The sequence below is a fragment of the Cupriavidus sp. GW822-FHT03E04 genome (assembly GCF_058801495.1).
On sequence record NZ_JBXANI010000029.1, the window covers coordinates 59,799 to 83,021 of the forward strand.

The window sequence follows — 23,223 nt, forward strand, 5'->3', positions numbered from 1 at the left end:
CTGGCCTAGGCGACCACGGTGCTGGCCACCTCCAGCAAGCGCTGCACCTGCCGGTCGTCGCTATCCGTGGACGTGGCCAGCGCGATGCCGATGCGCGCCACCGGCCGCGGGCTGGCCAGCCGCAGGAAACGCACGCGCCGGTTGATATAGCGCGCCGCCACGCTCGGCACCAGCGCCACCCCCAGGCCGCTTTCCACCAGGCTGACGATGGTCTGCACCTGCACCGCCTCTTGCGTCACACGCGGTACGAACCCGGCTTGCTGGCACAGCAGCATGGCGATGGCCTGCAGGTTGGGCACCTCGGCGCTGGGATGCATGATGAAGGGTTCCCCGGCGAGCGCCTTGAGCGCAATCGCGTCGCGCTTGGCAAAGCGGCTATCGGCCGGCACCGCCGCCACGAACTCGTCGTTCTCCAGCGGCATCAGCGTGTAGCCGCCGCTGTGCAAGATGGGAAAGCGCACCAGCCCGGCATCGAGCTGATGGCGCTCCAGCCGGTCCAGGATCGACGCCGAGGTGGATTCATGCAGGATCAGCTCGATCCCCGGGTGCGCGGCCCGAAACGCCGGGATCAGCTTGGGCAGCAAGGCGTAGGTTGCCGAGCCCACAAAACCCACGCGCAGTGCACCGCGCTCGCCATGCGCCGCCGCCAGCGCCGCCGCGCGAGCCTGGCCGGCATGGAACAGCGCGCGCCGCGCGTCATGCAGCGCGGCTTCGCCAGCCTGGGTCAGCCGCACCCCGCGCGAGGTACGCACGAACAGCGGCGTGCCGAGCGCATCTTCGAGCTTGCGGATCGAGATGGAGAGCGGCGGCTGCGCCATGTGCAGGCGCTCGGCCGCGCGGTGGAAGTTGCCGGTTTCGGCCAGGGCGACGAACTGCTGAAGTTGACGAAGGTCCACGCTGATGTCCGTATTGATATCTGGAAGATATCGAATCCTAAAAATCTAATATTAGACGCAAGCGACCCGCCTGATCTACCCTGTGGCATCCGGCGCAAGCCAGGCACAAGAACAGACAGGAGACACCCAGGCATGTTGCCCCTCTCAGGCATCCGCGTCATCGACCTATCCACGGTCGTGATGGGCCCTTACGCCAGCCAGTGGCTGGCCGACCTCGGCGCCGAAGTCATCAAGGTGGAGCCCCCCGAGGGCGACTCCACGCGGCGCACCGGCCCGGCCGCCGAGGATGGCATGTCGGCCATCTTCCTGGGCGTGAACCGCAGCAAGAAAAGCGTGGTGCTCAACCTCAAGCTGCCCGCGGCGCAGGCCGCGCTGGAGCGCCTGCTGGCCAGCGCCGATGTGTTCATGCACAGCATGCGCCCGCAGAAGCTGGCCGGCCTCGGGCTGGACCCCGCCGACGTGATGGCGCGCCACCCGCGCCTGGTCTACGTGAGCTTGCTGGGCTTTGCCGAGGATGGCCCCTATGGCGGCCGCCCGGCCTACGACGACATCATCCAGGGCCTGTCCGGCAATGCCGCATTGATGGCCGCGCAGACCGGCACCATGCGCTACTTCCCCACCATCGCGGCCGACAAGACCAGCGCTCTGGTGGCGGCGCTGTCGATCTCGGCCGCCATTGCCGGGCGCGAGCGCCAGGGCGGCAAGGGCGCGCTGGTGGAAGTGCCGATGTTCGAATCGATGGTGGCCTTCAACCTGGTCGAGCATCTCTATGGCCAGCACTTCGAGCCTCCGCGCGGGCCCACCGGTTATCCGCGCGTGCTGGCGCCGCTGCGCCGGCCCTACCAGAGCGCCGACGGCCACGTCTGCATGATGCCGTACACCGATGCCCACTGGCGCGACTTCTTCACCGCCGCGGGCCGGCCCGACCTGGCCGCCGACCCGCGCTTTGCCGGCATCGCCGCGCGCACGCAGCATATCGAAGCCCTCTACGAGCTGACCAGCGAGATCGTGCGCACGCGCACCACCGGCGCCTGGCTGGCGCTATGCGAAACGCTGCAGATCCCGGTGGCGCGGGTCAACCAGCTCGCTGAGCTGGTGGATGACCCGCACCTGCGCGCCACCGGCTTCTTCGACACGCTGGACGACCCGGCCATGGGCACGCTGCGCTTTACCGGCGCGCCGGTGCGCTTTGACGGCCAGCGCGCGGCGAGCGCGCTGCCGCCACGCCTGGGTCAGCACACCCGCAGCCTGCTTGGCGAGGCGGGCCTGAGCGGCGAGCAGATCGATGAGCTGGGCCGCACCGGCGCGGCCTATTGTGCGTCGCCGGCCACTAATGCCTAACCCTGCCGCATTCCCGCTCCTAACATAAAGGAAGCCGGCCGCCGATGGCGGCCCTCAACAGGAGACGCCGTGCCCCATACCCAACTCCCCCGCCTCGGCCAGGGCTTTTATTGGCAAGACATCAAGGAAGGCCAGGCGTTCCAGACCTTCCGCCGCACCGTGACCGAGACCGACCTGATCAACTTCATTTCGGTCACCGGCATGCTGGAAGCGATCTTTATCGAGGCGGGCTATGAAGGCGGCGCCATCCATGGCCGGCCCGTGCCCGCCGCGCTGACCTACGCCATGATCGAAGGCTTCATCCTGCAGACCATGATCCAGGGCACGGGGCTGGCCATGCTGGAGCTGACGCAGAAGATCCACGCCCCGGTGATGGTGGGCGACACCATCTGGGCCACGGTCACGGTGACCGGCATCCGCCCCACTTCGCGCAATGGCCGCGCCGTGGTGGACTCGGACATCGAAGTCTTCAACCAGCGCCATGAGCGTGTCATGACTTATTCCGCCCGGCGCTTGCTGGCCGGCCGCTAGCCACACGGAGACCCCTGTCTTGACTTCACTGCCCAGCACGTTCCAGCTGACTGCCTTGCCGCCGGCCGCCGCCGCCTTCCGGCACGAGGTGAAGGCATTCCTGGCCGAACACCTGCCGGCCCTTGCGCCCGAAGTCCGCGCCCGTTCATGGATGGGCTTCAACGCCGATTTCAGCCGCGCGCTGGCGCGCCACGGCTGGGTGGGCATCACCTTGCCCGCGCAACATGGCGGCGCCGGGCTCGATCCGTTCTCGCGTTTCGTGCTGGTGGAGGAGCTGCTGGCCTGCGGCGCGCCGGTCTCGGCCCACTGGATCGCCGACCGCCAGAGCGGGCCGCTGATCCTGCGCTATGGCAGCGACGCGCAGAAGGCCTTCTATCTCCCGCGCATCTGCAAGGGCGAAGCCTTCTTCTGCATCGGCATGAGCGAGCCCAACTCCGGCTCCGACCTGGCCAGCGTCGCGACCCGCGCCACGCCGCAGCCGGACGGCGGCTGGCGCTTGAACGGCCGCAAGATCTGGACGACCAACGCCGATCGCTGCCACTACATGCTGGCGCTGGTGCGCACCTCCGGCACGGGCGAGGACCGTCAGCGCGGCTTGTCGCAGGTCATCATCGACCTGTGCGCGCCGGGCGTGACCGTGCGCCCGATCCGCGACCTGGCCGGCGACACGCATTTCTCCGAAGTCAGCTTCGAGGACGTGATGCTGCCTGAAGCGGCGCTGGTGGGCCGCGAAGGCAGCGGCTGGGAGCAGGTCAACGCGGAGCTGGCCTTCGAGCGCAGCGGGCCGGAGCGGCTGTACTCCAGCGTGGTGCTGCTCGATACCTGGATTGCGGCGCTGCGGCGCGCGCCGGCTGCACGGCGCGACACCGTCACCATCGGCCGGCTGGCTGGCCGGCTGGCGGTGCTGCGGGCCATGTCGCTGGCGGTGACCGCCCGGCTTGCCGCAGGCGAGAGCCCGGTGGTGGAAGCCGCGCTGGTCAAGGACCTGGGCACGGAGTTCGAGCAGTCCATTCCGGCGCTGGCGCAGGCCGCGCTGGGCGACGACCCGCACCTCGCCGCCGATCCCGACCTGTACCGCACCCTGGCCTATGTCAGCCAGGTCGCCCCGTCCTATTCGCTGCGTGGCGGCACGCGCGAGATCCTGCGCGGCATGATCGCCCGGGGCCTTGGCCTGCGCTGAACCGGAGTTCCCTATGCATAACGCTTACTCGGACGCGCTCGACAGCGTGCTGCGCGACTGCTGCACGCCCGCCGTCATCCGCGCCATCGAACGCGGCGACGACCACCTGCCCCTGTGGCAATCACTGCAAGACAGCGGCTTTGCCGATTGCCTCCTGCCCGAGGCGGCCGGCGGGGCGGGCCTGCCGCTGGACGAACTGGCGCCGGTGCTGTTCGCGCTGGGCCGCCACGCACTGCCTTTGCCGCTGGGCCAGACCTTGTTCGCGCGTGCGCTGCTGCACGCCGCCGGGCTGGCGGTGCCGGCCGAGCCCATCGCGCTGGCGACCTTCGATATGGATGAGGGCGCCACGGATGCAGTCCTCGTCGCAGGCGGCGCGCAAGCGGCCTGGTTCCTGGTGCAGGAAGGCACGCAATGCATGCTGCTGCCACGTGCCCGCGCGCAAGTCCGCCCGACCGGCGCCCATGCGGATCTGGCCGTGGTCCTGCCGCGCCCCGCATCGGACGGATTGCCACTGTTTACGCTGCCCGCGGGCACGCTGCGCCAGATCGGGGCCTGCCTGCACGCTGTGCAGCTGGCCGGCGCCATGTCGCATGTGTTCGACATGACGCTGCAATATGCCAACGACCGCCAGCAGTTCGGCCGCGCCATCGGCAAGTTCCAGGCCATCCAGCACCAGATCAGCGTGATGGCGGAACATGTCACCGCCGCGCGCATGGCCGCGCAGATCGCCTGCGCCGGCGGCGGCGGCTGGCAGCCGGACCCGCTGCGCGCGGCCATCGGCAAGCTCAACGCCAGCGAAGCGGTCACGCCAGTGGCCGCCATCGCGCATGCCGTGCACGGCGCCATCGGCATCACCGAGGAGTACGACCTGCAGATCTACACCCGCCGCCTGCATGCCTGGCAACTGGCGGACGGGTCGCAGGCTTACTGGGCAAGGGTGGTGGGCGAGGCGGTGTGCGGCCAGCCTGGATCGGGCGTGGTCGATCTGGCCCGAAGCTGGAGCACCGACGCGGCCTGAGCCCCGGACGGGACCGGGGCCGGCCAGGATCAGCCGGCATCGGGCTCGCGCTGCAGCAGGCTCCAGCACAGGCGAACCAGCTCGTCCTCCAGGGCCGGGCTGCCGAGCAAGGGCGAGCGCTCCAGCGCGGCCGAGCGCACTACCCCGAATATGGCCCGTGTGAGCGCGAACATCTGGGCCGGGGCGGGCAAGCGCAGCGCGCTCATGCCCAGCGCCTGCAACTGCGCGCCGATCCGTTCGCTGGCCAGGCGCAGCGCCGCCACGGCATCCTCGTCGCGATCATGGCGCCAGGCCAGGCGGGCCAGCGCGCGGCTATGCGCGTCATAGCCACCAAAGCTGAGCACATAGGCCTGCACATAAGCCCGCAGCGCGGCGCGCGCGGCTTGCGGCTCCGCCAGTCCCGCCGCTGCCGGCATGGCGGCCAGGCGTTCAGCCAGCATCGTTTCCAGGGCCACCAACGCCGCCTCGCGCTGTTGCTCGATCAAGGTGCGGCCAATCGCCGCGCGGTCTGCAAAGTACTGGTAAAGCGAGCCAACCGAAACCCCTGCCAGCGCAGCGATCTGCTCGGTGGTGGGCTCAGGCTGGGCACGCATCTCGTGTTCGGCGAACAGCTGCGCCGCGGCTTGCAAGATGGCTTGGACGGTATGTTGCGCGCGCTGCTGCGAGGGCTGGCGGCGCTTCGGCGGTTCGGTGGCGGCAGGCATGATGGAATCTGAGGAGAAAGCGAATTGGCTGCGACGCGGCAAGCCGATAGATTGTCGCACGGTGCCCCAAGCACGGGCTAACCGGACAAGTCCCAGAACATGCACACCACTGCCTTGCCTTCACCCACTTCACCCACTTCACCCGTTACACCTGCTCCACCCGTTCCACCCGCATCGGCGCTGCCGGCGCATTCGCCCGGCCCGCACCGCGCCCCCGAAGTAATCGTGGCCGGCGCCGGCATTGCCGGGCTGTGCGCGGCCGATGCGCTCGCCCGCGCCGGCGCGCGGGTGCGCGTGTTCGAGGCCGCCGGGGATGTCGGCGGCCGCATGCGCAGCGAAACCCTCGGGCCGCATGGCATAGAGTGCGGCGCACAATTCCTGTCGAGCGGCTACACGGTGCTGCCGGCGCTGGCGCGGCGGTTTGGCCTGGACGGCGGACTGCAAGCCGCCAGCGACCTCAACGCGGTGGTGCGCCAAGGCCGGCCGCGCCGCGTGCGCGCACAGAGCCTGCTGGACCCGCTGCGCAGCGGCCTGCTCGGATTGCCGGCCTGGCTCGGCTTGGGGCTGGCGCTGGGCCGCGAAGGCCGCGCGCTGCGCACGCTGCCGCTCGACGACCTTGGCCAATGGGCGCGCTACGATGCGGATTCCGCCAGCGAATGGCTTGGCCAGCGTGGTTGCCGCGAGGCGCTCGCCTATGTCACGGAGCCGCTATTGCAGGGATTCTATTTCCTCACGCCTGAATCGTCCTCCGCCGCGCTGATGCTGATGGCTAGCGGCTTCGGCTGGCGCCGCTGTGTCAACACTTCGCTGGTCGGCGGCCTGCAAAGCCTGCCACGCGCGCTGGCGCGCACGTTGCAGGTGGAGACCGGCCGGCGGGTCGCATCGATCCGCCAGCAGGACACGGGCGTGGTGGTGAGCGGCGCGGGCTTCGAAGCCACGGCCGACTACGTTGTGTGCGCCCTGCCGGCACCCTTTGCCCGGCAAGCCTGGACGGGCGGGGATGCGCTGGAGCGCCGCCTGCTCGCCACGCCCTACAGCCGCACCATCAACCTGTCCTTGCTCACACGGCCGGGGTTTCGTGTGCCGGCCGCTTTGGCGAGCGTCTACGGCGTATTGGTGCCGCGTGCCGAGCGCCGGTACGTAGCCGCGCTGGCGCTGGACGCCGGCAAGCGCCCGCTAGCGCGTCCCGCCGGCGGACATGGACAAGTCATCCAGGTCATGCTGGAAGACCGCGCCGCCGCGGATCGGTTGGGCGCGAGCGATGCGCAGATCCTCGCCGACGTGCTGCCCGGGGTCGAACATTACCTGCCGGGCATCTCGCGGCAATTGCAGGACTGCCTGGTCACGCGCTGGGCGCAGGCAATGCCCACGGTGCCGGTCGGCCGCGCCGCCGACGTGCTGGCGTACCGCAGCCGTGCGCCGGCATCGCGGCAACGGGTCTTCCTGGCGGGGGACTACGTGAATGCGCCCTTCACGGACGCTGCCGCGGCTACCGGCTTGTGGGCCGCGCAGGCCATCATGCGGGCGGTGTCATCCACCGCCCGCGCAGGCTGACGCTGCCATGCCCATTCAAGCCGCCTTGCGATGCCGGCGTTCCGGCTTGCATTCGTACTTGGATTCGCGCCGGCCATCTTCATAGGCCACTTCCAGGCGCACCGTAAAGCCCCACAGCCGCGTGACGTGGCGGATCACCTCGTCGAAATTCTGCGCCAGCGGGCGGCGGTCGTTCTGCAGGTGGCGCAGAGTCAGGGAGCGGTCTCCGCCCACATCCACATTGGTGATCTGGATGTTGGGCTCCATGTTCGACAGGTCGTACTGGTTGGCCAGCAACTGGCGGATGTTCCGGTAACCCTCATCGTCATGAATAGCGGTCACGCGTAGCTTGCCTTCGCGGTCGTCGTCGAGCACGGAGAACAGCTTGAGCTCGCGGATCACGCGCGGCGACAGGAACTGCAGCAGGAAGCTCTCGTCCTTGAAGTTGCGCATGGCGAAGTCGAGCGTCTTGCGCCAGTCGCTGCCGGCGAATTCCGGCGCCCAGCGGTAGTCTTCCTCGGTCGGGTTCTCGCACATCCGGCGCAGGTCCTGGAACATCAGGAAGCCCACGGTGTACGGGTTGAGGCCGCTGTAGTAAGGGCTGTTGTACGGCGGCTGGTAAATCACATTGGTATGCGCCTGCAGCAGCTCCATCATGAAGGCGTCGTTGACCAGGCCCTCTTCATACAGCTGGTGCAGGATGGTGTAGTGCCAGAACGTGGCCCAGCCTTCGTTCATGACCTTGGTCTGGCGCTGCGGGTAGAAGTACTGCGCGATCTTGCGCACGATGCGCACGATCTCGCGCTGCCACGGCGCCAGCTTGGGCGCGTTCTTCTCGATGAAGTAGAGCAGGTTTTCCTGCGGCTCCGGCGGGAAGGCGGCGTCGCGCTCGAACCCTTCATCGTCTTCCAGCGCATGCGCGCGGTGCTTGGGCAGGGTGCGCCACAGGTCGTTGACCTGCGTCTGCAGGTAGTTCTCCCGCTCGGTCTGGCGCGCCTGCTCCTCGGCAATGGAGAGCTTCTTGGGCCGCTTGTAGCGGTCCACGCCGTAGTTCTGCAGCGCGTGGCAGGAATCGAGCAGCGCCTCGACTTCCTGCTCCCCATAGCGCTGCTCGCATTCGGCTACGTAGTTTTTGGCGAACAGCAGGTAGTCGATGATGGCATCGGCGTTGGTCCAGGTGCGGAACAGGTAGTTGCCCTTGAAGAAGGAGTTGTGGCCGTAGCAGGCGTGCGCGATGGTCAGCGCCTGCATGGGCATGGTGTTCTCCTCCATCAAGTACGCGATGCAGGGATTCGAGTTGATGACGATCTCGTAGGCCAGGCCCATGTGCCCGCGCTGGTAGCTGCGCTCGGACGCGAGAAAATGCTTGCCGTACGACCAATGGCTGTAGCCCACGGGCAGGCCAGACGACGCATAGGCGTCGAGCATCTGCTCCGCGGTAATGATCTCAACCTGGTTGGGATAGGTGTCCAGACCGAAATCGCCGGCAATGCGTGCGATTTCGCGGTCATAACGCTGGATCAGCTCAAAGGTCCACTCCGAGCCGGTAGAGAGATATGCCATTTACGACCCCCGTTGCGGGTGAAGCTAGGGTTGCGCCCCTCTCCCGCACTGCGGGAGAGGGGAAAACACCTGCAAAAAACCAGGGCGACTTCAGCGGCTGGATGGCCATGCCGCTTTTTTCTGGAACAGGTCATGCAGCACAGGGTAGATCTCGTCCGCCCCGATGATGCGCTGCATGGCGAAGTTCTCATGCCGGTCCTTGACCGCCAGATACTCTTCCCACAGGTTCTGCGGCTCTTCCGAAGCCACTTCCACATAGGCGTAGTACTGCACCAGCGGCAGGATGGACTCGCGCAGCAAGCGCCCGCACAACTCCGAATCGCCCGCCCAGTTGTCGCCATCCGAGGCCTGGGCGCAGTAGATATTCCACTGGCTGGCGGGATAGCGGTCGTGAATTACCTCGACCATCAGCTTGAGCGCGCTCGATACGACCGTACCACCGGATTCGCGCGAATGGAAGAAATCTTCCTCGTTCACTTCCTTCGCCACCGTGTGATGACGAATGAACACCACGTCGATGCGATCGTAGTTGCGCTTGAGGAAGAGGTACAGGAGCATGAAAAAGCGCTTGGCGAGATCCTTGCGGCTCTCATCCATGGACCCGGACACATCCATCAGGCAGAACATCACCGCCTGTGCCTGCGGGCGCTTTTTCAGCACGCGATTGTTGTAGCGCAGGTCGAGCTTTTCGATAAAGGGTACGCGCTCCACGCAGGCGCGCAGGTGACGCATTTCCTTCATCAGCTCCAGCGCCCGTGCCGAGTAAGGCCCGTCCTGCTCCAGCACCTCGCCATACTCCTGCTCCAGCACCGCGAGCTTTTTCTGGTAAGGACTGGACAAGGCAATGCGCCGCCCGAGCGAGCTTCGCATCGTGCGCAGGATGGACAGGTTGGACGGCGTGCCGTCGATCGAGAAGCCAGCCCGGACCTTGCGGACCTCGGCGATCTTGGCAAGGTGGCGCTTGGCCATGTCCGGCAGCGCCATGTCCTCGAAGAAGAAGTTGAGGAAATCCTCGCGCGACAGGCTGAAGACGAAATCATCCTCGCCTTCACCCGAATCGCTCGCCTTGGAGCCGCCTCCACCCCCGCCTTGCTGCTGGCGGTCGAAACTGTCCCCCCGGACAAATTTCTTGTTGCCCGGATGGATCCACTCCCGCCGGCCGCCCTGGCCGTGGTGAAAAGCGGGCTCGGAAATGTCCTTGACCGGAATGGACACCTGCCCGCTTTGTTCGATGTCCATGATCTTCCGGCCGGACACCGCCTTCGCTACCGCCTGGCGTATCTGTTCGCGGTAGCGTTTGATGAAGCGTTGCTGGTTGACGGCACTCTTGTTGCCGCCGTTCTCGCGCCGATCGATGACCGTGGCCATATGCTTGCCCTCGCTTAGAGGCCTCGTTCAGGCGCCGTTACGATGATTTTCTTACGCGCAAATACCACTCCACAAGTAAGCGGACCTGCTTCGCGGTGTATCCCTTCTCAACCATGCGGTTGACGAAGTTCGCGTGCTTGTCCTGATCCTCGCGAGAGGATTTGGCGTTGAACGAGATCACGGGCAACAGATCTTCGGTGGTGGAGAACATGCGCTTCTCAATCACCATGCGCAACTTCTCGTAGCTGGTCCACGCGGGGTTCTTGCCCGCGTTGTTGGCCCGCGCGCGCAGCACGAAGTTGACGATCTCGTTGCGGAAGTCCTTGGGGTTGGATATCCCCGCAGGCTTCTCGACTTTTTCAAGCTCGTCGTTCAACGCGTTGCGATCGAGAATCTCACCGGTATTCGGGTCGCGATATTCCTGGTCCTGGATCCACAGGTCCGCAAAGACCACGTAGCGATCGAAGATGTTCTGGCCGTATTCGGAGTACGACTCCAGGTAAGCGGTCTGGATCTCCTTGCCGATGAACTCCACGAACGGTGCGGTCAGGTACTCCTTGATGTACGACCGCAGCTTGGCCTCCTGCTCCGGCGGGAACTGCTCGCGCTCGATCTGTTGCTCGAGCACATAGAGCAGGTGCACCGGATTGGCGGCCACCTCGGTATTGTCGAAGTTGAAGACCTTGGACAAGACCTTGAAGGCGAAACGCGTGGACAAGCCGTTCATGCCCTCGTCGATGCCAGCGTAGTCGCGATACTCCTGGTACGACTTGGCCTTGGGGTCGACATCTTTCAGGCTCTCGCCGTCATAGACGCGCATCTTGGAGAAGATGTTTGAATTCTCCGGCTCCTTGATGCGGGTGAGCACGGCGAACTGCCCCATCATCTTCAAGGTGTTGGGCGCGCAAGGCGCGGCCGACAGCGAACTGCTGCGCAACAGCTTGTCGTAGATCTTCACCTCCTCCGACACGCGCAGGCAGTACGGCACCTTGACGATGTAGATCCGGTCGAGGAAAGCCTCGTTGTTCTTGTCGGCCTTGAAGGTTGTCCACTCGGCTTCGTTCGAGTGCGCCAGGATGATGCCGTCGAAGGGGATCGCGCCGAAGCCTTCGGTGCCCTTGTAGTTGCCCTCCTGGGTGGCGGTCAGCAGCGGGTGCAGCACCTTGATCGGCGCCTTGAACATCTCCACGAACTCAAGCAGCCCGCGGTTGGCCAGGCACAACCCGCCGGAATATGAGTAAGCGTCCGGATCGTCCTGCGGGAAATCTTCCAGCTTCCTGATATCTACCTTGCCGACCAGCGAGGAGATGTCCTGGTTGTTTTCATCGCCCGGCTCCGTCTTGGAAATCGCGATCTGCGACAACACCGACGGGCGCAGCTTGACCACGCGAAAGCGCGTGATGTCGCCGTTGAACTCATGCAGGCGCTTGACCGCCCAGGGCGAGGCGATGGTGTTGAGATAGCGCACCGGGATGCCGTAGTCCTCTTCCAGGATCTTGCCGTCTTCCTCGGGGGAGAACAGCCCGAGCGGCGATTCATGGATAGGCGAACCCTTCAATGCGTAGATGGGAATCTGCTCCATCAACGCCTTGAGTTTTTCCGCGAGCGAGGACTTGCCCCCCCCCGGAGGCCCAAGCAGGTAAAGGATCTGCTTGCGCTCCTCGAGCCCTTGCGCGGCATGCTTGAAGAAGGCGACGATCTGCTCGATCGTGTCCTCCATGCCGTAGAACTCGCGGAAGGCCGGATAGACCCTGATGACCTTGTTGAAGAACAGGCGGGACAGCCGAGGATCGTGGTGGGTATCCACCAGTTCGGGCTGACCAATGGCGGCGAGCATGCGCTCGGATGCGGTCGCATAGGCGGAAGGATCCTTCTTGCAGATATCCAGGTACTCCTGGATGCTGTATTCCTCTTCCTTGCGACCTTCGAAGCGTGTGGCGTAGTGGCCGAAAATGTCCATACCTCACTCCCGTCAGAGACCCGTCCGAGGCGAAGGTAGATCTACTACAACTCAAGATCTCGCGGCAGCGCTTGCGGTTCCGCCACCCCGGCTTGGCGGTGCTGCCATGTTGCGAAATCTTTACTTAATCATAGTCAAATAACGGCGAGAGCTGAGAGTCGGTTGACGAGCTTTGCAATGGCGCAACGGATCAGCTCGACTCACCGTACTACCACTTCAGGCCCCACTCGCGACGGGCATTTGAACCATGTCTTGTGACACACATTACACCTTTCCGTTATTCCGTGCACACCTGCTTTTGTAACGAGAAACGCGCTTGCCCCCTCGCAACCCCCACTGGGCGGGACTTTGCGGCCGGCCTACTTCCAACGTACTACGACGTTGGCATGAGAGGCTTGCCGCATGGCCCCGCACACACGCATCACAGCGTGCGTGCCACCAGCTCCTTCATGATTTCGTTGGAGCCGCCATAAATCTTGCTGACCCGCGCGTTCGCATACATGCGCGCGATCGGGTATTCGAGCATATAGCCGTACCCGCCATGCAGTTGCAGGCATTCGTCGATGATTTCGCAGTTCTTCTGCGAGCACCACCACTTGGCCATGGCCGCCGTGGGCGCATCGAGCTCGCCCCTCAGCAAGCGCACCATGCAATCATCGACGAAGGTAGCGGCGATGGTTGCCTCGGTCTTGCACTCCGCCAGCTTGAAGCGCGTGTTCTGCATATCGATCAGCGGTTTTCCAAACACCTGCCGCTCGCGCACGTAGTCGGTGGTGAGCTCGATCGCGCGCTGCATGCTCGCCACCGCACCAAGCGCGATGATCATGCGCTCCTGCGGCAGTTGCTGCATCAGCTGATAGAAGCCCTTGCCCTCCTCGTCGCCCAGCAGGTTCTCCACCGGCACGCACACGTCGTCGAAGAACAACTCGGCGGTGTCCTGGCCTTTCTGCCCGATTTTTTCCAGAATTCGGCCGCGCCTGAAGCCAGGCTGGTCCCGGGTCTCGACCATGATGAGCGAGACCCCTTTCGCGCCGGCATCGGGATCGGTCTTGGCTACCACGCAAACGAGGTCGGCGTGGTAGCCATTGGTGATGAAGGTTTTTGCACCGTTGATGCGATAGATGTCTCCGTTCTGGGTCTTCTCACGCACCGCTCGGGTGCGTACCGACTTGAGATCCGAGCCCGCGCCGGGCTCCGACATGGCGATGGCGGCCACCATGGCGCCTGAAGCCATCTGCGCAAGCCATTTGCGCTTCTGCGCCTCGGTACCGTAGTTGAGCAAGTAATGGGCCACGATGCCGCTGTGCACGCCATTGCCCAGGCTGGTGGCGATGGCGCGCGCCATTTCGTTACAGATCACAGCCTCGTGGGCAAAGTTCCCGCCGCCGCCGCCGTACTCCTCGGGAATGCTGGCGCACAGCAGGCCAACCTCGCCCGCGCGGTTCCAGACTTCGCGATCGATGTAGCCGCGCTCGGCCCAGCGCGCCTCGTTCGGCACCAGCTCGCGCTCCACGAAGCGGCGGACGGTGTCCTGGAACATGACCAGGTCTTCGCTCATCCAGGGCACCTTGCGGGCGGCCATCGCCATGTTCTTGTCGGAATTTCCCATGTTGTTCTCCTTGATGGTTGCCGGTGTTGCCGGTGTTGCGTTGCAGCACCACGCGCTTGTTGTTGTGTGGTTGTGTGGTGGTTCAGTCGGGCCAGCGATAGCGCGGCGGCTGCTTTTCCAGGAAGCGCGCGGCGGCCTCCTTGCGGTACTCGGTGGCGAAAGCGATACCCTGGCCGTCTGCCTCCATCTCCAGCATGCTGTGCAGGTCCTGGTTCAGCGAGGCATTGAGCGCCTTCTTGGTCAGCGCAACCGCTACCGGCGAAGCTTCGGTAAAGGCCGAGGCGAGCGCCAGCGCGCGGGCATGCAGATCCTCCGGCGGCACGATTTCCATCACGATGCCCTGCTCCAGCGCCGCTGCGGCGCTGAGTTCACGCATCGAGAACATCAACGCCTTGGCGCGCTGCAGGCCGATCATGCGCGGCAGCGTGTAGAACACACCGCAATCCGGGATCAGGCCCAGGCGCAGGAAAGGCAGGCCAAAGCGCGCGCGCGGCGTGGCCAGGATGATGTCGGCCACGAGAGCCAGGCTGAAGCCGGCGCCATAGGCCGCGCCGTCTACCGCCGCGATCACGGGACGGTCGAGGTGGATCAGGTCTTCCAGCCAGGGATGGATGGCCGCCAGGCGCTGGCGGCCCTGGTCAGCGCTGATTTCGCCTTGCATCGAGCTGATGTCGCCGCCGGAACAGAAATCCGTGCCCGCGCCGGTGAGGATCAGCGCGCGCACGCTGGTGTCCTGGCGCAACTGGTGCACAACCTCGCCGATTTCGCGGCGCATGGTGCCGTTCAGGGCGTTCTTGCGTTTCGGGAAGTCGAGCGTGAGGGTGGCAACCCCGTCGGCAACGGCGTAGCGAATGGTCTCCATGGCGAACTCCTCTGGGTTGGCTCGGTGAATAAATGCAGTAGCAGTCATAAAATCGGCGCGTCAGTCAAGCTGGATGTTGGCGTCGCGGACGATGCGCGCCCACTTGGGCGTGTCCGTCGCGATCACCGCGGCCAGTTCTTCCGGGGACGAGCCCACCGGCTGCAGCCCCATCGCCACCAGCTTTTGCGAGATGTCCGGGAGCCGCACGATGCGGGCGATCTCGGTGGAGAGCCGGGTAACCACGTCGCGCGGCGTATTGGCGGGCAGGAACATCGAGAACCAGCCGCTCGGCTCAAACCCGGTGAAGCCGGCCTGCGCGAAAGTCGGCACCGAGGGAATCGATTTGTAGCGCTGGGCGCCCGTGATGGCGAGGATCTTGAACTTCCCGCTATTCAGATAGCTGTTGGCCGAGGTCACATCGACAAACGCCGAATCCACCTGCCCACCCAGCACGTCGCTCATCAGCGGCGCGGCGCCTTTGTATGGAATGTGTGCAAGGTCCACGTGCGCCTGCATCTTGAGCAGCTCGCCATGCAAATGCGAGGAGGTGCCGTTGCCGTAGGAGCCGTAGCTGAGCTTGCCGGCCTTGGCCAAGGCCACGAACTCAGCGAGCGTGCTGGCCGGCACCCGGTTGGGCACCACGAACAGGTCGGAGGACCTGGCCAGCAGTGAAACCGGCGCGAAGTCGCGGGCCACGTCGTACGGAATGCGCTTGTACAGGCTGGGCGACTGGATCATGGCGGTGATGCCGAGCAGCATCGTGTAGCCGTCGGGCGGCGCCTTGGCCACGATGTCGTTGCCCAGCATGCCACTGGCGCCGGGCTTGTTGTCAACCACCACCGGCTGGCCCCAGGCCTCGGTCAGGCGCTGGCCGATCATGCGCGCGATGGTATCGGTGCCGCCGCCGGCGGGATACGGCACCACCATGCGGATGGGCCGCGCCGGATAGGTGCCCTGCGCCTGCGCGGGCCACTGCCATCCGCCCAGCAACGCACCGCCGCCCAGCACTGCCGCCTGGCCCAGCCAGTTTCGTCTCGATGTCTTCATGATGTCTCCCATCGTTCTCGTTGTTCTCGGTGTTCTCGTTGTTCTGGTTCAGGCCACGCTGCCGGCGGCGGCCGACTGATCTCCGCCTTGGCCCTGCTCCAGCTCCTGCAGTGCCCGCCACTGGATCTTGCCGGTGGCCGATTTGGGCAAGGCGTCGACAAAGCTGACAATGCGCGGCACCTTGTAGGCCGCCAGCCGCTCGCGGCACCACGCCATGATCTGCTCGGCGCTGGCCTCGGGCGTGCCGCGCGCGGCCGGCTTGAGCGCCACCACGGCCTTGACGGTCTCGCCGCGGCGCGCGTCGCGCGCGGCGATCACGCAGGCTTCGTGGACGGCGGGATGGCCGTAGAGCAGGTTCTCCACCTCCGCCGGCCAGACCTTGAAGCCGGATGCGTTGATCATGCGTTTGAGCCGGTCGCGCATGAAGAAATAGCCTTCCTCATCCATGAAGCCGAGGTCGCCGGTGCGCAGGAATCGCTTGCCATCGATCTCGATGAACGATTCCGCATCGGCTTGCGGGTTGCGCCAGTAGCCGCGCATCACCTGCGCGCCATGGGTCACGATCTCGCCCAACTCGCCCTGCGGCAGCTCGGCCAGCGTGTGCGGGTCGATCACGCGCGCGTCCACGCCGAACGTGGCGATGCCCAGGCATTCGCGCTTGGGCCGGTGGCGCGGATTGGACAGCAGGAAGGCGGCGGTCTCGGTCAGGCCGTACGCCTCCACGTAAGGCAGGCCAAAGCGCTCCTGCAGCATGGTGGCCACGGCGTCCGGCATGGCGGCCCCGCCGCCGCCCAGGTAGGCAAGGCTGGAGAGGTTGCGCTCGCCGATGCCCGGCTGCGCGAAGAAATCCACCAGCATGGCGGGCGGCGCGCCCCAGGTGGAAACCTGGTAGCGCTCGATCAGGTCTGCTGCTGCCGCGCGATCCCAGCGCGGCAGCAGCACGATGGTGGCACCCAGGTAAAGCGGCGCGTGGATGCCGTTCTGCATGCCCAGCAGATGGAACATCGGTGCGACCGACAAGCACACGCTCTGCGGGCTGGCGCTGCGCCACAGTTGCGAGCCCACCGCCGCGCTCATCAGCGTGCCGTGCGTATGCATGCAGCCCTTGGGATGGCCAGTGGTGCCCGAGGTGTAGGCCAGCATGCACAGCGTGTCGTAGCCGGCCTCATGCGCGCGTGGGGCATGGCCCGCGGCGTCGGCCTGTGTCCATGTCGCCAGCGTGGCGCCTGCGGGCGCGCAGGCGGGCAGCGGGGTGCGCTCGTAAAGCCAGGCGGGCACGCTGTCGGTGCCGCCGGCCGCCTCGAGCATGTCCCCGTACTGATGCACGATGACATGCGCCAGCCCGGCGCCATGCAGCGGCGCAATCTGCGGATATAGCTCCGCCGCGACGAAGGCCGCCACCGCGCCGCTGTCCGCGGCCACGTGTTCGAGCTCCCCGGTCAGCCACATCGGGTTGGCTGGCACGACCACCGCCTCGGCACGCAGGATGGCGTAGTAGGCGACGATGAACTGCGGGCAGTTCTGGCTGAACAGCATCACGCGGTCGCCCGGCGCCACGCCGCAAGCCTGCTGCAGGTAGCCGGCCATGCGCTCGATCTGCGCATGCAGGCTGGCGTAGGAGATGGCCGTATGGAAATACTGGATCGCGGTCTTGTCCGGATAGCGCCGGGCGGCCACCTCGACGTTGTAGGCCAGGCTGGTGCGCGGCACGCACACCTCGGCGGGCATGCCTGGAGGCCAGTGGGGAGAACGGTAGGCCGGAGCGTGGGTAGCAGAAGCAGCTTGATTCATGAGAAACACAAAGTGGGAAAATTACCGGCCGCCACCGGCCTGGCGGGCATCGAGGCGCCGTGCATCAAGACGACGTTAGTCAAGACGGATGTTCCGGGTGCGGATGACCTTGCCCCAGCGCGCGTAATCGCTACGCATGGTCTCGGCGAAGGCATCGGGCGTGCTGCCGGCAAGCACCACGCCCATGTCGTTCATGCGCGCGCGCACGGCTGGCATGGCCAGCACGCGGTTGACGTCCGAGGAGAACTTTTCTATCACCGGGCGCGGCGCGGCGGCCGGCAGCAACAGCCCGAACCAGCCCATCGAATCCATGCCCGCGATGCCAGACTCGCGAAAGGTCGGCACGTCTGGCAGTTGCGGCGCGCGCGCGGGGCCGGTCACCGCCAGCGCGCGCAGGCGGCCGGTTGCCGTGTGCGGGCGCGCGCCCATCACCGAGATGATCGCCGCGGGTATCTGCCCGCCGAGCAGGTCGTTCAGTTCCGGCGCCTCGCCCTTGTATGACACGTGGGTCATGTCCAGCCCCGCCGCCTCGTTGAACACTTCGCAGTAGAGATGGCCGCTTGAGCCGGTGCCGTAGGAGCCATAGTTGAACTGCCTTGGCCTGGACTTCACCAGCGCGATGAATTCGGCCAGCGTCGTGGCGGGCACCGAGTTGTGCACCGCGAACACCAGGCTGGTGGTGCCAAGATTGGACACCGGAGCGAAATCGCGCACCGGGTCGAACGGCGCCTTGGCATAGAGGCTCGGGGCCTGGACCAGCGTGGTGATGGTAAGCAGCGCGGTATGGCCGTCGGCATCGGCCTTGGCCACGGCGTCGGCGCCGATCATGCCGCTGGCGCCTGGGCGGTTTTCCACCACGATGGGGCGCTGCCACATCTTGCCGAGCGGCTCGGCAATGGCGCGTGCCAGCACATCGGTGGCGCCGCCCGCGGGGTAGGGCACCACCAGCCGCACGGGCTTGGCCGGGAAAGCGTCGGCACGCGCGGGGCTCAGCCCCAGGCCCAGGCCGCCGGCGGCGAGGGCACCGGCTCCGATCTGCTGCAATGCCTTGCGGCGCGTGTGCTGCATCGCTGCTCCTGAATCCGCCCCGAACGGGCACGAGAGGGTTGGGAAATGCTGCAGGCTCAGTCGAGCCGGATATTGAGCTTGCGGATCACGCCGTTCCAGTAAGCCTGGTCGGCGCGCGCCACCTCGGCGAACTCCATCGGCCGGGTGCCTTTGACGATCACGCCAAGGTCGGTCATGCGCTGCCGGATATCGGGCGTGGCCAGGATGGCGTTCACGTCCGCCGAAACCTTGTCCACGATCGGCCGCGGCGTGCCGGCCGGGGCGAACAGGCCGAACCAGCCGGGCCCGTCCAGGCCGCTGTAGCCCAGTTCCTGGAAGGTCGGCACCTCGGGCAGCATGGGCGCCCGGGTGTTGCCCACCACGGCCAGCGCGCGCAGGCGGCCGGTGCGCATATGCGGCTTGATCCCCATCACGGAGATGGTGCCCACCGACACCTGGCCGCCCAGCAGGTCGTTGAGCAACGGCGCCTCGCCTTTGTAGGGGACATGGATCATGTCCAGCCCGGCGGCGCCGGTAAACACTTCCATATAGAGGTGCGCACCGCTGCCGGTGCCGTAGGTGCCGTAGGAATACCCTTTCGGCTTGCCCTTCGCCATTTGCACCACCTCGGCGAGGCTGCCAGGCATGGACGAATTGGCGGCCACTACGAGGTGCGAAGTCGCCAGTTCCGACAGCGCAACCAGGTCGCGCATCGGGTCAAAGGGCGGCTTTGCATACTGGCTGGGCAACTGCACCACGCTGGTCAGCGTGAGCAGCAAGGTGTAACCATCGGCAGGCGCCTTGGCCACCGCATCGGCACCGATCATGCCGCTGGCGCCCGGGCGATTTTCCACCACCACCGTGCGCTGCCACTGCTGGCCAAGCGGAGCGGCAATGGCGCGGGCGAGCACGTCGGTGGCGCCGCCCGCCGGATAAGGCACCACCAGCCGCACCGGCTTGGCGGGGTATCCGGTGGGCACGGCGCCTTGCGCGAGCGCGCTGGCGATCCCGGAGATGCCGCCGCCAGCGGCCAACGAGGCCGCGCCAAGCCGTAACAGGGTCCTGCGACGTCCTATCTGCATCCTGCTTCTCCCCTCTTGAACCGCCACGCCGCGCCCTGCGGATGCACAGGCCAGCAAGGGATGAGATTGCGCGATGGTGCACTGCGTGGACAATGACCATTCGGCCCAAAATGATTGGCCGAATCGTTCAGGGAAAAGCCTGCCTTTGGTAAATCCGGATTGTGCTGGGGCGCAGCATCGGGTTAACTGGCTCACATAGCCGGCACAGAACCGGCAGCGGTCCGGCAAGCCCGCGCGTTGCGCTGCAGTGCAGCGAGATGCAGCCCAGGGGAGATCCGGACCAGGACCGGGGAGTCCGTTGAGAACGAGGAGACAATGCAAATCGCCGCACTCAGGGCATCCGCGCCGTCATCGATGACGGTGCCGCTCAGTTCCCTCCCGCCAGGCACACCGGGCGCTGACGCTGCTCAGCCGCCCACGCGCCACACCATTTCCGTGCTGCAGCTGCACCAGATCGTGCAAGGCGCGCGCCGCCTTGGCTGCGACATCGACGCCCTGCTGCGCCGCGCCGCCATTTCGCCCGCGTTGCTGCAGTCGCCCAACGCGCGCGTGAGCGAGGGCCAGTTTGCCGCGCTGATGCGCTCGATGCGGCGCGTCACGCGCGATGAGTTCTGGGGCTTGCTCAGCCGGCCCGTGGCACCGGGCGTGTTCGCCCAGGCCTGCCAGGCGTTGATCCACTGCGCCACGCTGGAAGACGCCATGCGCGCCGGGCTGAACCAGTATCGCCTGCACCTGGTCGATTTCGTGCCTCGGCTGCAACAGCGCGACGGCCGCGCCACCCTGCTCCTGCTGCCTCGCGCGCCCGCCACGGCGTGCCGCCAGTACGCGCAATCCACCTTCGCCTTCCAGGCTTACGGGGTGGCCAACTGGCTGGTGGCGCAGCGCATTCCCCTCGCCGGCGTCGACCTGGCCGCGCGCGCGCCGGAACCAGCGCGCGGGCCATCCCGGCTCACCGACACCGAACGGGTCTTCAACACCCAGGTCCGCTATGGCCAGCCGCACACCGCCTTGCACTTCGACGCCAGCTGGCTGCGCCTGCCCGTGGTCCAGGACGCCAGCAGCCTGCAAGCCTTCCTGAACGACACGCCGCGCAACCTGCTCACCCGCTACCGCGACGACTCCTGCCTCGCCGAGCGCATCCGGCGCCACCTGCGCTGCCACCTCGACGATGAACTGCCCTCGCTGGAACAAATGGCCGAGACCCTGCGCCTGACGCCGCAAACCCTGCGCCGCCGCCTGCGCGAAGAAGGGCGCGGCTACCAGAGCATCAAAGACAGCCTGCGCCGCGACGCGGCCATCGCCTTCCTGGAACACACGGACCTTGCACTGCAGCAGGTGGCGCTGCGCGTGGGGTTTTCAGAACCCAGCACGTTCCATCGGGCGTTCAAGAAATGGACGGGAGTAGCGCCCGGGGAGTACCGGCAGCGGCAGATGATGGCGTCCGCGGCCTGAGTGCCTGGGCGCGGCAGATGAAGATGAAGATCCCGCCGAGTCGGCGGTGAGCGCTCGGGTCGGCGGGATCCGTGTGACGCAGGGAGATTGCGCCGCTAGTGCGGCGCAACAAATCAAAAATCAAAAATCACGAATCCCCTGGCATGCTCAGCGGAACACCAGCACCGGAATATCGCTATGCGTCAGCACCTTCTGGGTCTCGCTGCCCAGCAGCAGGCCGCTGATGCCGCGCCGCCCATGCGAGGCCATGAAGATCACGTTGCAGCCCAGCTCCTTCGCCATGCCGATGATGCCGCGATAAGGCGCCGCCGCAGTGGACGTGGCCCCCGTGCACGGCACACCGGCCAGCGCCGCGGCCGCCTCCACCTTCGCCAGCTCCTCGCGCGCCGCCGCCTCGATGCGATGCTCGAAGACCGACTTCTTCTCATGGCCCGCGTCGCTGGACATCAGGAACGGATACTCCTCGAGGCACATATACGGAGTCAGCTTGGCGCCGGTCGTCCGCGCGAACTCGATGGCTGCCGGGAAGGCCTTTTGCGAGAGTTCCGATCCGTCGATGGGGAGCAGGATGTGTTTGAACATGGGATGGCCTTTCAATTGGCAGATTGGCGGATTTGAAATTGGCTTCAGGAAGCCGAGACCTTGCGCAGGATGACGTAGAGCTGGTCCTTCAGGAGCAGCTTTTCCTTCTTGAGGACCTCGATGGCGGTGCCATCTGCGGGAACCGTGCCCGCCTCCATGTTCTTGATCTCATGGTCCAGTTCGTTGTGGCGGGTAAAGAGCCGCGCAAAGTGGGCGTCCTGGGTCTTGAGGATGGATATCTGATCGCGGAATTCAGGAAACATGGGCCTCACCTTGGGTGGGAGTTGGAAGGCTGGGGAGTTCAGGAGCATTGTGCCGGTAACCAGGCACACGAGGCTTGATATGGATCATGTCCGGTGGGCTGGGAACCCGGCAGGGGCACCGTTCTTGCCGGCAGGCCTTATCCCGGCTTCGCCATGCCTGATTGCAATTGACCGGCCGTCCATGGCAACAAAAGTTTTCTGGACGTCACGGGAATAGCGCCTGATAGTTCGATCTAAAAACAAAGAGACCAGCCTCGATCCATGGGCAGAAAGATGCACGCGACTCCACGGGACTTGCAAATTATCGGAAATAACCAATAATAATGAGGTGCCTTGTCTTTCTTCATACCGAGCTTTCACCCCAAGGCCGACAAGGAAATGGACTTGCTGCTGACCAGTCCTCCGACAGAGATCATTGCGGCCCAGTTGCTCGCCCGCTTGGGGTGGACGATACAAAACGGGCTTTTGCCCTTGGAATATCCTCACACGCTTGCGTTCCCGTACAGCGCATCGCCGATCTATCTGAGACGCAAGGTCGGGGTCTTGAGGGTTCTGACAGCGTTCTTCACCATCGTTGGTCCGGTCAGGTCAGGCTCGATGCTGGTCGTGCTCGCCGTCGACACGAACGCCGCCCGGGGAGAGCGCCATGCGAAGGAACGTACCTGGAAGCAAAGGAGCGCATCATGGCCAAAGATGGCAAGAACGTTTTGAATCCCGATTCGTTCGAGAAGTTTCGCAAACGGGCTCTCGACAAGCCTGAGACACGCCGCGCCTATCTGGCGGAAATGCAGAAGCTCGACGAAGAGCCCGATACGCGGTTTGCGATGGCTGGCCAGGTCGGAAGCATCCTGCGCGCCGCGCGCCAGAAGAGCGGCAAAACACAGGCGCAACAATCCGCCGACAGCGGCATGCTGCAATCCGAGATCAGCCGGATCGAGAACGGCGGCGGTTCGCTCGGACCCTCTATGGAAACGATCGTGAATTACGCTCACGCGCTCGACATGGAGGTCGTATTGATGCTGAAGCCGCGCGAAGCCAAACTGCCTCTTGAACTGGTCGAGCCTGCCGATGAGTCAGCCGATGAAGCGAAGGCCGTGTCGGATATGAGCAGGGTACGGCTGTGGGGTGTCTTTTGATGGCGCACGCAATGGCGAATTTCTTCGGGCACTGGACGGAGATCGTCATCGAAGGCATGACCCGGCGCCTCAAGGGCGCAATGATCGCCAAGGGCATACCGAATGACCTGGGGGTTGTCTCCGTCAAGGCGCGATAACAGCGCAAGGCGTTTGTAGCCGCCGCACTATCGTGGGAGCCACGAGACAGCCAGCAACTGATTTGCGGGCTGCTGCTCGCCATCGTGGTCTCGGCCGTCAAGATTGGCCTGATGCTGTTCG

The 23,223-nt window shown here is 65.6% G+C and carries 22 protein-coding genes; 9 read left to right on the top strand and 13 right to left on the bottom strand.

Annotated features, from left to right (window positions below):
* Window positions 1–5 precede the first annotated feature (5 nt).
* A complete protein-coding gene (locus AC1RQC_RS32860; protein WP_492885767.1) occupies window positions 6–896 on the bottom strand; it encodes a LysR family transcriptional regulator in 891 nt (296 codons plus the stop codon).
* A 132-nt stretch (window positions 897–1,028) separates the two neighbouring features.
* Here AC1RQC_RS32860 and AC1RQC_RS32865 point away from each other — a divergent pair, with 132 nt between their 5' ends.
* The 4 genes from AC1RQC_RS32865 (at window position 1,029) to AC1RQC_RS32880 (ending at window position 4,966) form a co-directional block, all read left to right on the top strand.
* Window positions 1,029–2,237 (top strand): CaiB/BaiF CoA transferase family protein, encoded by a 1,209-nt coding sequence (locus AC1RQC_RS32865; protein ID WP_492827878.1) that lies wholly within the window; start codon window positions 1,029–1,031, stop codon window positions 2,235–2,237.
* Window positions 2,238–2,306: 69 nt separating this feature from the next.
* A complete protein-coding gene (locus tag AC1RQC_RS32870) occupies window positions 2,307–2,768 on the top strand; it encodes a MaoC family dehydratase (protein WP_150985236.1) in 462 nt (153 codons plus the stop codon).
* A 19-nt stretch (window positions 2,769–2,787) separates the two neighbouring features.
* Window positions 2,788–3,948 carry an acyl-CoA dehydrogenase family protein gene (locus tag AC1RQC_RS32875; protein WP_492885769.1) on the top strand — a complete coding sequence of 387 codons (1,161 nt, stop codon included), beginning with the start codon at window positions 2,788–2,790 and terminating at the stop codon, window positions 3,946–3,948.
* 13 nt (window positions 3,949–3,961) lie between these two features.
* A complete protein-coding gene (locus AC1RQC_RS32880; RefSeq protein WP_492885771.1) occupies window positions 3,962–4,966 on the top strand; it encodes an acyl-CoA dehydrogenase family protein in 1,005 nt (334 codons plus the stop codon).
* A 29-nt stretch (window positions 4,967–4,995) separates the two neighbouring features.
* On the opposite strand, the gene AC1RQC_RS32885 is transcribed toward AC1RQC_RS32880, so the two are convergent.
* A complete protein-coding gene (locus AC1RQC_RS32885; protein ID WP_492885773.1) occupies window positions 4,996–5,670 on the bottom strand; it encodes a TetR/AcrR family transcriptional regulator in 675 nt (224 codons plus the stop codon).
* Window positions 5,671–5,895: 225 nt separating this feature from the next.
* Here AC1RQC_RS32885 and AC1RQC_RS32890 point away from each other — a divergent pair, with 225 nt between their 5' ends.
* Entirely contained in the window at window positions 5,896–7,224 is a 1,329-nt protein-coding gene (locus AC1RQC_RS32890) for a protoporphyrinogen/coproporphyrinogen oxidase (protein WP_492374196.1), read from the top strand.
* A gap of 15 nt (window positions 7,225–7,239) precedes the next feature.
* Here the strand turns inward: AC1RQC_RS32890 and AC1RQC_RS32895 are convergent, their stop codons facing one another.
* The 9 genes from AC1RQC_RS32895 to AC1RQC_RS32935 form a co-directional block, all read right to left on the bottom strand.
* On the bottom strand, window positions 7,240–8,766 hold the full coding sequence (locus AC1RQC_RS32895) for a SpoVR family protein (RefSeq protein ID WP_043357207.1): 1,527 nt from the start codon (window positions 8,764–8,766) through the stop codon (window positions 7,240–7,242).
* Between the two features lie 90 nt (window positions 8,767–8,856).
* Window positions 8,857–10,134, bottom strand: a complete 1,278-nt coding sequence (locus AC1RQC_RS32900) for a YeaH/YhbH family protein (RefSeq protein ID WP_043357209.1) — start codon at window positions 10,132–10,134, stop codon at window positions 8,857–8,859.
* A gap of 37 nt (window positions 10,135–10,171) precedes the next feature.
* On the bottom strand, window positions 10,172–12,094 hold the full coding sequence (locus tag AC1RQC_RS32905; protein WP_318235460.1) for a PrkA family serine protein kinase: 1,923 nt from the start codon (window positions 12,092–12,094) through the stop codon (window positions 10,172–10,174).
* Between the two features lie 421 nt (window positions 12,095–12,515).
* The gene (locus tag AC1RQC_RS32910) at window positions 12,516–13,703 is read right to left on the bottom strand and encodes an acyl-CoA dehydrogenase family protein (protein ID WP_492374195.1); all 1,188 of its coding nucleotides are present in this window, start codon (window positions 13,701–13,703) and stop codon (window positions 12,516–12,518) included.
* 82 nt (window positions 13,704–13,785) lie between these two features.
* The gene (locus AC1RQC_RS32915; protein WP_492827885.1) at window positions 13,786–14,565 is read right to left on the bottom strand and encodes an enoyl-CoA hydratase/isomerase family protein; all 780 of its coding nucleotides are present in this window, start codon (window positions 14,563–14,565) and stop codon (window positions 13,786–13,788) included.
* A 60-nt stretch (window positions 14,566–14,625) separates the two neighbouring features.
* Window positions 14,626–15,612 (bottom strand): Bug family tripartite tricarboxylate transporter substrate binding protein, encoded by a 987-nt coding sequence (locus AC1RQC_RS32920; protein ID WP_492374193.1) that lies wholly within the window; start codon window positions 15,610–15,612, stop codon window positions 14,626–14,628.
* Window positions 15,613–15,660: 48 nt separating this feature from the next.
* Window positions 15,661–17,403, bottom strand: coding sequence for a long-chain fatty acid--CoA ligase (locus AC1RQC_RS32925; RefSeq protein ID WP_492813640.1), 1,743 nt, complete (start codon window positions 17,401–17,403; stop codon window positions 15,661–15,663).
* Window positions 17,404–17,478: 75 nt separating this feature from the next.
* On the bottom strand, window positions 17,479–18,471 hold the full coding sequence (locus tag AC1RQC_RS32930) for a Bug family tripartite tricarboxylate transporter substrate binding protein (protein WP_492813638.1): 993 nt from the start codon (window positions 18,469–18,471) through the stop codon (window positions 17,479–17,481).
* Between the two features lie 56 nt (window positions 18,472–18,527).
* The gene (locus AC1RQC_RS32935; RefSeq protein ID WP_492374190.1) at window positions 18,528–19,532 is read right to left on the bottom strand and encodes a tripartite tricarboxylate transporter substrate binding protein; all 1,005 of its coding nucleotides are present in this window, start codon (window positions 19,530–19,532) and stop codon (window positions 18,528–18,530) included.
* A gap of 315 nt (window positions 19,533–19,847) precedes the next feature.
* Between AC1RQC_RS32935 and AC1RQC_RS32940 the strand changes: the two genes are divergently transcribed.
* Window positions 19,848–20,984, top strand: a complete 1,137-nt coding sequence (locus AC1RQC_RS32940; RefSeq protein WP_492374189.1) for an AraC family transcriptional regulator — start codon at window positions 19,848–19,850, stop codon at window positions 20,982–20,984.
* A gap of 147 nt (window positions 20,985–21,131) precedes the next feature.
* Here the strand turns inward: AC1RQC_RS32940 and AC1RQC_RS32945 are convergent, their stop codons facing one another.
* Both AC1RQC_RS32945 and AC1RQC_RS32950 read right to left on the bottom strand, forming a co-directional pair.
* The gene (locus AC1RQC_RS32945) at window positions 21,132–21,566 is read right to left on the bottom strand and encodes a universal stress protein (protein WP_492885775.1); all 435 of its coding nucleotides are present in this window, start codon (window positions 21,564–21,566) and stop codon (window positions 21,132–21,134) included.
* A 44-nt stretch (window positions 21,567–21,610) separates the two neighbouring features.
* Window positions 21,611–21,829 (bottom strand): HP1242/YdcH family protein, encoded by a 219-nt coding sequence (locus tag AC1RQC_RS32950; protein ID WP_492375856.1) that lies wholly within the window; start codon window positions 21,827–21,829, stop codon window positions 21,611–21,613.
* Window positions 21,830–22,162: 333 nt separating this feature from the next.
* Between AC1RQC_RS32950 and AC1RQC_RS32955 the strand changes: the two genes are divergently transcribed.
* Genes AC1RQC_RS32955 through AC1RQC_RS32965 form a run of 3 tightly spaced genes read left to right on the top strand, consistent with a single transcriptional unit; the run spans window position 22,163 to window position 23,102 of the window.
* A complete protein-coding gene (locus AC1RQC_RS32955) occupies window positions 22,163–22,540 on the top strand; it encodes a hypothetical protein (RefSeq protein WP_492885777.1) in 378 nt (125 codons plus the stop codon).
* Window positions 22,513–22,965 (top strand): helix-turn-helix domain-containing protein, encoded by a 453-nt coding sequence (locus AC1RQC_RS32960; RefSeq protein ID WP_492885778.1) that lies wholly within the window; start codon window positions 22,513–22,515, stop codon window positions 22,963–22,965. The genes AC1RQC_RS32955 and AC1RQC_RS32960 overlap by 28 nt, the downstream gene beginning before the upstream one ends.
* An 11-nt stretch (window positions 22,966–22,976) precedes the next feature.
* Entirely contained in the window at window positions 22,977–23,102 is a 126-nt protein-coding gene (locus AC1RQC_RS32965; protein ID WP_492885780.1) for a hypothetical protein, read from the top strand.
* Window positions 23,103–23,223 lie beyond the last annotated feature (121 nt).

Excerpts from the sequence above, each read along its gene's own strand:
- AC1RQC_RS32865 (WP_492827878.1), top strand. The coding sequence starts at position 1,029 with ATGTTGCCCCTCTCAGGCATCCGCGTCATCGACCTATCCACGGTCGTG.
- AC1RQC_RS32880 (WP_492885771.1), top strand. The coding sequence starts at position 3,962 with ATGCATAACGCTTACTCGGACGCGCTCGACAGCGTGCTGCGCGACTGC.
- AC1RQC_RS32885 (WP_492885773.1), bottom strand. The coding sequence starts at position 5,670 with ATGCCTGCCGCCACCGAACCGCCGAAGCGCCGCCAGCCCTCGCAGCAG.
- AC1RQC_RS32895 (WP_043357207.1), bottom strand. The coding sequence starts at position 8,766 with ATGGCATATCTCTCTACCGGCTCGGAGTGGACCTTTGAGCTGATCCAG.
- AC1RQC_RS32900 (WP_043357209.1), bottom strand. The coding sequence starts at position 10,134 with ATGGCCACGGTCATCGATCGGCGCGAGAACGGCGGCAACAAGAGTGCC.
- AC1RQC_RS32905 (WP_318235460.1), bottom strand. The coding sequence starts at position 12,094 with ATGGACATTTTCGGCCACTACGCCACACGCTTCGAAGGTCGCAAGGAA.
- AC1RQC_RS32910 (WP_492374195.1), bottom strand. The coding sequence starts at position 13,703 with ATGGGAAATTCCGACAAGAACATGGCGATGGCCGCCCGCAAGGTGCCC.
- AC1RQC_RS32915 (WP_492827885.1), bottom strand. The coding sequence starts at position 14,565 with ATGGAGACCATTCGCTACGCCGTTGCCGACGGGGTTGCCACCCTCACG.
- AC1RQC_RS32920 (WP_492374193.1), bottom strand. The coding sequence starts at position 15,612 with ATGAAGACATCGAGACGAAACTGGCTGGGCCAGGCGGCAGTGCTGGGC.
- AC1RQC_RS32925 (WP_492813640.1), bottom strand. The coding sequence starts at position 17,403 with ATGAATCAAGCTGCTTCTGCTACCCACGCTCCGGCCTACCGTTCTCCC.
- AC1RQC_RS32930 (WP_492813638.1), bottom strand. The coding sequence starts at position 18,471 with ATGCAGCACACGCGCCGCAAGGCATTGCAGCAGATCGGAGCCGGTGCC.
- AC1RQC_RS32935 (WP_492374190.1), bottom strand. The coding sequence starts at position 19,532 with ATGCAGATAGGACGTCGCAGGACCCTGTTACGGCTTGGCGCGGCCTCG.
- AC1RQC_RS32940 (WP_492374189.1), top strand. The coding sequence starts at position 19,848 with ATGCAAATCGCCGCACTCAGGGCATCCGCGCCGTCATCGATGACGGTG.
- AC1RQC_RS32945 (WP_492885775.1), bottom strand. The coding sequence starts at position 21,566 with ATGTTCAAACACATCCTGCTCCCCATCGACGGATCGGAACTCTCGCAA.
- AC1RQC_RS32950 (WP_492375856.1), bottom strand. The coding sequence starts at position 21,829 with ATGTTTCCTGAATTCCGCGATCAGATATCCATCCTCAAGACCCAGGAC.
- AC1RQC_RS32960 (WP_492885778.1), top strand. The coding sequence starts at position 22,513 with ATGGCCAAAGATGGCAAGAACGTTTTGAATCCCGATTCGTTCGAGAAG.
- AC1RQC_RS32965 (WP_492885780.1), top strand. The coding sequence starts at position 22,977 with ATGGCGAATTTCTTCGGGCACTGGACGGAGATCGTCATCGAAGGCATG.